At 49.6% G+C, this 7,482-nt stretch carries 4 protein-coding genes and 2 pseudogenes; 2 read left to right on the top strand and 4 right to left on the bottom strand.

Annotation, left to right across the window (positions count from 1 at the left end):
- A pseudogene (locus ACR0P9_RS05270) lies at positions 1–1,191 on the bottom strand (polyphosphate kinase 1); the annotation flags it as partial.
- Between the two features lie 42 nt (positions 1,192–1,233).
- On the bottom strand, positions 1,234–2,445 hold the full coding sequence (gene pepT / locus ACR0P9_RS05265; RefSeq protein WP_432618006.1) for a peptidase T: 1,212 nt from the start codon (positions 2,443–2,445) through the stop codon (positions 1,234–1,236).
- A 235-nt stretch (positions 2,446–2,680) separates the two neighbouring features.
- On the opposite strand from pepT, the gene ACR0P9_RS05260 reads away from it, so the two are divergent.
- Together ACR0P9_RS05260 and ftsH are read left to right on the top strand one after the other, a co-directional pair.
- Positions 2,681–3,928 (top strand): NAD(P)/FAD-dependent oxidoreductase, encoded by a 1,248-nt coding sequence (locus ACR0P9_RS05260; protein WP_432618004.1) that lies wholly within the window; start codon positions 2,681–2,683, stop codon positions 3,926–3,928.
- 18 nt (positions 3,929–3,946) lie between these two features.
- Entirely contained in the window at positions 3,947–5,797 is a 1,851-nt protein-coding gene (gene ftsH / locus ACR0P9_RS05255; protein WP_432618002.1) for an ATP-dependent zinc metalloprotease FtsH, read from the top strand.
- Between the two features lie 64 nt (positions 5,798–5,861).
- Here the strand turns inward: ftsH and ACR0P9_RS05250 are convergent, their stop codons facing one another.
- Positions 5,862–6,890, bottom strand: coding sequence for a M42 family metallopeptidase (locus ACR0P9_RS05250; RefSeq protein ID WP_432618000.1), 1,029 nt, complete (start codon positions 6,888–6,890; stop codon positions 5,862–5,864).
- Positions 6,887–7,482, bottom strand: a pseudogene (locus tag ACR0P9_RS05245) (M42 family metallopeptidase); the annotation flags it as partial. The gene ACR0P9_RS05250 and the pseudogene ACR0P9_RS05245, both read right to left, overlap by 4 nt.

The following is a 7,482-nucleotide window of genomic DNA, read 5'->3' as shown; positions in this document are numbered from 1 at the left end:
TTCAACCAGTGCATCAATGATTTTACTCTGATCTGCTACACGGTACAGCGTCATGCGAATGCTGACCACAGAAGGATCCTCTGCCGCTTCATGCAGCATACGCAAAAATGGCTTCATGCTCTCATATGGATACGAAAGCAGTACATCTTTCTTGGCTACCTGATCCAAGATGCTCTCCTTCATATTGAGTGCCGGAGAATCACACGGGCTTCGCTTTTCATAAAACAGCTGCGAGCGATCGCGCAGATAATGCTGCAGCTGGAACACAAAGGACAAATCCAACGGTGTATCCAGCCGAATCACATGCTTCATGCTGATACCGAGATGCTTGGCAATTTCTTTGCAGGTCTTTTTGTCAATATCACGGCTCAGTTCTACGCGAACCGGACTCAAGCGGGTGCGCTGCTTGATGAGTTGTTCCATCACACCGCGATAGTCCAAATCTTCATCATACACTTCAATGCCGTCAATGTCCGCATTGCGCGTGACGCGCAGAATAGATTTTTCCTTGACGAGATAGGTCGGGTACAGCTTGGAGACAAAATGCAGAATCAGCTCCTCGCACAGCATAAAGGTACCCGGACGAGAAGGAATCTCAATCAAACGCTTAAAGGCATTGTTTGTGCACGGCACAATGCCAATTTTGGATTTTCCGCCCTTTGTACCCAGTGATACCAGCGCATACAGTTCCTTGTTATTGAGGAATGGGAATGGCTGCTGTTTGCCGAGAATCATCGGCATCAGGAACGGCGCAATGTTCTGGTCAAAATAGGTTTCCAGTAAAGCCCCTTCCTTTTTCGACAACCGGTTGAAGTTAATCAAATGAATGTTCTGCGGCTCCAGCTCACCCATCAGCTGCTCATAGATTTTCGCTTTCAGTGCTTCCAGCTCGCGCGTGCGCTCCAGAATCGCTTCCACCTGCTGCTTGCTGGTCATGTTGGTCTTGTTGTCACGGATTTTTTCTCCGGAACGCATCTGATCCATCAGTGTGCCGACACGCACCATAAAAAACTCATCCAAATTCGATTGATAAATCGACACGAACGACAGGCGTTCTGCCAGCGGAACATGTTCATTCTCTGCTTCACGCAAAACGCGGACATTGAACTGCAGCCATGACAATTCTCGATTGGTATAGCAGCTCATCCTATGCTTTTCTTCTTTTTTGGTTCGTTTCCCTTGCTTGTCCATAGTTTTTTCTCCTTATTTTGCTCTATTCTATCTTTCTCTATCTCATGCTTCTACTATGTGCAGTAAAATTTCCGTCACGGTATCCATTTGCTGTGCAATGGCATGTTCATACGGTCCATGCAGCGCATACGCACCGGTTCCGAGATTGGGGCACGGCAATCCGCGGAACGACAGCTGTGCGCCGTCCGTGCCGCCGCGCACCGGATGAGATACTGGCGTAAGTCCAACCGCACGAATCGCACGTTTTGCTCTCTCTACAACATCCGGATGATCTTTCAAAATCTCTGCCATATTGCGATATTGGTCGCGCAGCGTCAGCTTTGCTGTGCCTTCGCCGTATTTTGCGTTGATACGGCGTTCTATATCGCGCATGAGCTGTTTGCGCTGCGCAAATTTCTCTGCATCATGATCGCGGATGATGTATGACAGCTTCGCTTGAGAAACATCGCCGGACATGTCACACAGATGAAAGAAGCCTTCTCTCCCTTCTGTCTTCGCCGGAACCTCATCCGGCGGCAGCAGACGATTGATCTCCATGGCAATCAGTGCGGCATGAATCATTTTATTCTTGGCATCGCCCGGATGCACGGAAACACCCGTAATGTTCCACTCGGCGGCAGCAGCGTTGAACGTTTCCCACTCGACTTCATTGGGTGCACTGCCGTCCACCGTATAGGCATAGCTTGCGCCGAATTTTTCCAGATCGAGCAGCGCGGCACCATGCCCAATCTCCTCATCCGGCGTAAAACAGATACAGATCTTTCCGTGTGGACGATTTTCCTGTATCAGCTTCTCGCACATCGTCAGGATTTCCGCCACACCTGCCTTGTCATCTGCGCCAAGCACTGTTGTTCCATCCGTTGTAATGATGGTATCTCCTATTGCCTGCTTCAAATCCGGAAACTGTTCTGCGTCCAGCGTTCGCCCGCTGGTTCCCAAGCGAATGCTTCCGCCATCATAGCTGGTAATGACTTGCGGACGAATCTCTGTTCCGCCAAATTCATTGACAATGTCCAAATGCGCAATCAAGCCAATCGGCGGACACTGCTCTTTCCCCTCCGATGCCGGCAAAAAGCCGTATACATATGCGTGTTCGTCGACTGAGACATCTGTCAGACCAATCTCTCGCATATCATCCGCCAAGACATGCGCCAGAGTAAATTGTTCCGGCGTTGATGGGGTCTGTGCGGCATTTTCTTCTCTGCTTCCTGTATAAATGGCAGCATATTTTAACAGACGTTCACTTGCTCTCATATGATTTCCCTTGCTTTATCTTTAAATATAGAAAAACCGCTGATTTTGGCAGTTTTTGGATTACACATTTCTATCATCTGTTTCTATTTTACCGCTTTTCCGGCAGAAAATCTACAGGGCACAGCGAGAAAACACAAAAAGTAACAAAAATTTCATGTTTATTCAAACTCTTTTTAGAGATTCATGCTATAATAAAGGCAGCTAAAAACGCAATGATAGAAAAGGAGGTTCATTTATGAATCGTATCCTTATTATTGGCGGCGGCGCATCCGGCATAGCTGCCGCCATTTCTGCCGCCAAAACCAATCCTTCCGCTCAAATCACCATCTTGGACGGTTTGGATCGCATCGGCAAGAAAATTCTCGCCACCGGAAACGGCAGATGCAATCTGACGAATGCACAGATTGCGCCGGGTCATTATCATACGCAGAACACCAGCCGACTCACAGAATTGCTCGCTGACATGCCAGCAGAGCGCACGCTGGCATTTTTCCGTGACTTGGGTCTCTACTGTACAGAAGAAGACGGCGGACGCATCTACCCATACAGCCGACAGGCTTCTATGGTACTGGATGTGCTGGAGCTGGCTTTGCAGCGGCATCATATTCAGGTGCAGTACAACTGTAAGGTCAAGTCGTTATCTGTTCAAAAGAAAGTTTTTACCGCACAGACAGAATCCGGCCAAATCTTTCATGCAGATGCCGTGATTCTGGCGGCAGGCGGACGTGCTGCCCCCAAGCAGGGTACCAACGGCACCAGCTATCCGCTTGCGCTGCAAATGGGTCATCGCTATGCGCGGCTCTATCCCTGCTTGGTACCGCTGCGGTGCGGGCAGCAGCTCGCCATACTCAAGCAGCTCAAGGGCATTCGCGTTATCTGTCGTGCGACCTTGCTGGATGGAAAACAAAAGCTGACCGAGGAGTTGGGCGAAGTCCAATTGACGGATTACGGCTTATCCGGTATTCCGGCGCTGCAATTATCCTGTTGGATGCAGAAACCGGTGCAAGAACAGGCATATACCGTGCGTCTTGATTTATTTCCGGACTGGCAGCATACAGAGCTTCACACTGCGTTGCAGCAACGCATCAAGCAGTATCCGAACGACCCGTTAGCAGACAATTTGCTCGGACTGATTCACAAAAAGCTGTTGTTTGCCGCGCTGGAAACGCTGTCTCTGACGCCTGTTTCTCGTCCGTCCGCATCTCTGTCGCGGCAGGACATCGACAAATTGGTTTCGCTGCTCAAGGGCTGGGATTTCCCTATCACCGGTGTCCAGTCGTGGGATCACGCGCAGGTCACGGGCGGCGGCGTATTTTTAAATGAAATCGACAATCGCTTCCGCTCGCTCAGACAGTCCGGTCTGTTTCTCGCCGGTGAGATCTTAGATGTTGTCGGCGACTGCGGCGGATATAATTTACATTGGGCATGGTGCTCTGGTATGACAGCCGGTGAAGCTGCCGCAGAATATATCATGCACGAATAAACACAAGGAGGTTATGCTATGAAAGAAGTCAAAAGTCCAAAAAAGCCTCTGATCTTTTATTATGGAATCATTTTGCTGGTTGTGATTCTGTTTAATATGATTGCAGGACCAATGCTCATGCAGCACCAAGTTAAAGATGTGGATTATGGCACATTCTTGACCATGATCGCCGACAAGGACATCGGCGAAGTAGAAATTGACAACAGCGAGATCATCTTTACCAACAAGGCCAAGGATACGACCTATAAGACCGGTAAGATGGACGATCCGGAGCTGGTACAGCGGTTATATGATTCCGGCGCGAAATTCGAGCAGGAAATCCAGCAGACCACCTCTCCGATTCTCAGCTTTTTACTGACTTTTGTCTTGCCGCTCGTTATTTTTATCGCCCTTGGTCAGTACATGGGCAAAAAGCTCATGGATCAGGCTGGCGGCAAAAATTCTATGATGTTTGGCATGGGCAAGAGCAACGCCAAAATTTACGTGCAGTCGACAGAAGGCATCCATTTTGATGATGTTGCCGGAGAAGATGAGGCAAAGGAAAACTTGCAGGAAATTGTCGATTATCTGCACAATCCAAACAAATATACAGCCATCGGTGCCTCGATGCCAAAGGGCATTTTGCTCGTTGGCCCTCCGGGAACCGGTAAAACCATGTTGGCCAAGGCCGTTGCCGGAGAATCCGGTGTTCCGTTCTTCTCGATGTCCGGCTCAGAATTTGTTGAAATGTTTGTCGGCATGGGTGCTTCTAAAGTCCGTGACCTGTTTAAGCAGGCGAAGGAAAAAGCACCATGCATTGTCTTTATTGATGAGATTGATGCCATCGGCAAAAAACGTGACGGACAAATCGGCGGCAACGATGAGCGCGAGCAGACGCTCAACCAGCTGCTGACAGAAATGGACGGCTTTGAGGGAAACAACGGCGTCATTATCTTGGCAGCTACCAACCGACCGGAGTCTCTTGATCCTGCCCTGACACGCCCTGGTCGATTTGACCGCCGCGTGCCGGTAGAACTGCCGGATCTCGCCGGACGCGAAGCCATTCTCAAGGTACACGCCAAAAAAATCAAAACCGCAGACGATGTAAACTATCACACCATTGCCCGCATGGCATCCGGTGCATCCGGCGCAGAACTTGCCAACATCATTAACGAAGCAGCTTTGCGCGCTGTCCGCGACAATCGAACCGTTGTCACAGAAGCGGATTTGGAAGAAAGCATCGAAGTGGTTATCGCCGGTTATCAGAAAAAGAACACCGTGCTCTCTGACCATGAGAAGCAAGTTGTTGCCTATCATGAAATCGGTCATGCTTTGGTTGCCGCCTTACAGACACATTCTGCACCGGTGCAGAAAATTACCATTATTCCGCGCACATCCGGTGCCCTCGGCTATACCATGCAGGTCGAGCAGGGAGATAAATACCTGATGTCCAAGGAAGAAATCGAAAATAAGATTGCTACGTTTACCGGCGGTCGTGCCGCAGAGGAAGTGGTTTTCCATGAAATCACAACCGGCGCTTCCAACGATATTGAACAGGCAACCAAATTGGCTCGCGCTATGATTACCCGCTACGGCATGAGTGACAGCTTTGACATGGTTGCGATGGAAACCGTCAACAATCAGTATCTCGGCGGCGATACCTCTCTCGCCTGCTCCGCAGATACGCAAAAGGAAATCGACAAAAAAGTTGTCGAGCTGGTCAAAACACAGCACGAAAAAGCCAAAGCGATTCTCTCCGAGAATCGCCAGAAGTTGGATGAGCTGTCTCGTTTCTTATATGAAAAAGAAACCATTACCGGTGAAGAATTCATGGAAATTCTCAACTGTCCGGAACAGCCGGAGCAGCTGTCGGAAACAGCAGAATCCTGATAAACACGCAAAAATCCAGTCCCCATTTTTTGGAGACTGGATTTTTTTATGCTCTGTGGGTATATTATTCTGCATCAACGCCTTCGCTGACAACGTGGGCAATGAGCGAAATCGCCTGCTCGACATCACGCAGGTTTGCCATCTCCGCAGCAGAATGGATATAGCGTGTCGGGATGCTGACCGCACCGACTTTTACGCCGCCAGCTGTGCGCTGAATGGCACCGGTGTCTGTTCCGCCAAATTCCATAATCTCTCGCTGTACCGGAATATTCTGAGCCTCTGCGACACGATACAAGGCATTCTTGACCTGCTGGTCACAGATTACCGAATGATCCATGATCTTGACTGCTGGACCTGCACCCATCTTCACAGCCATAGGATACTTTCGCTCTGGCAGATCTCCGGTATCGGTCACGTCAACAGCAATGGCATAATCTGGCTGAACCGCAAATGCTGCTGTCTGCGCGCCGCGCAGACCGACTTCTTCCTGTGCTGTAAACGCCACATAGACATCACTGTCGCACGGCAGATCTGCCAGCTTTGCCATCGCACCAATCAAGGTCACACAACCCATGCGGTTGTCCAAATACGGGCCGCAAACGACATTTCCCTGTTTGTGCGGCTGTTCATCGTATACGGCAAAGTCTCCGACTTGAATCAGCTTTTCTGCTTCTTCTTTGTTTCCTGCACCAATATCTAAGAACAGATTGTCAAAGCCAAGCTTGGAAAACTCGGTTTTTTCTTCAAACGCAATCACACCGCGCGTGCCATTCTGAAAGCGAACGCGTCTGTCTACCAGATCTCCGAGCATAAATCCTCCGACTTGTGCAAAGCGAGCAAATCCGTTGTCATCAATATGTGTCACAACAATGCCAATCGAATCCATATGTGCGGCAAGCAAAATTTTCTTGCCCTTACCCTCGCGATGATAGATCAGATTGTTCATTGTATCAATGTGATGATCCCAATCGCCAATGTCCTGCACATTGTCCGCTGTCACTTCACGAATCGCCTGAATGATGTCGGATTCTCTGCCGGACGGACCGAAAGCAGCAGACAAATTACAAAATGCTTCATAAATATCAAAACTCATGATTCTTCATCTCCCAAATACGTCAGAAAATGTCGGCTCAGTGCCAACATGCCCTGCATGTCCTCCAGAGCAGCAACACTGGACGGTGAATGGATATAGCGAACCGGCGCTGCAAGTCCAGCTGTCAGAACGCCTTCTCTGGTCAAATGAATGCGTCCGGCATCTGTACCGCCTGCTACGCGGTGTTTGGTCTGCCATGGAATATGATTGTCCTCTGCCAGCTTGCGCAGCGTCTCAAACAGCTTCTGATTGTAAATGGTAGAGCGATCCATAAACGGAATCACAACACCCTTGCGCAGGCCGCACACTTGCTTGGCGCCGTCTACCTCTGCCAAATCTGCCGTCGTTGTGCCTTCCAGTACCAGACAAATATCCGGCTGCAGCGCAAATGCTGCACAGCGAGAGCCGCGCAAACCAACCTCTTCCTGCACACCAAAAACAAACCATGTATCTACTGCCGGCTGTTCCTGCAAAAGAGTCAGCATGACCGCACAGCCCACGCGATCATCAATAGCTTTTGCTTTGAGCAATCCATCGCCAAACCGAACGCAAGCAGAATCAAAGACACCGTATGTGCCAAGCGGCACTTTTT

Origin of the sequence: Butyricicoccus sp. (assembly GCF_050872565.1) — a bacterium.
Classification (GTDB): Bacteria; Bacillota; Clostridia; order Oscillospirales; family Butyricicoccaceae; genus Butyricicoccus_A.
The sequence above is the reverse complement of the archived record's forward strand: the minus strand, read 5'-3'. Positions and strand labels throughout refer to the sequence as shown.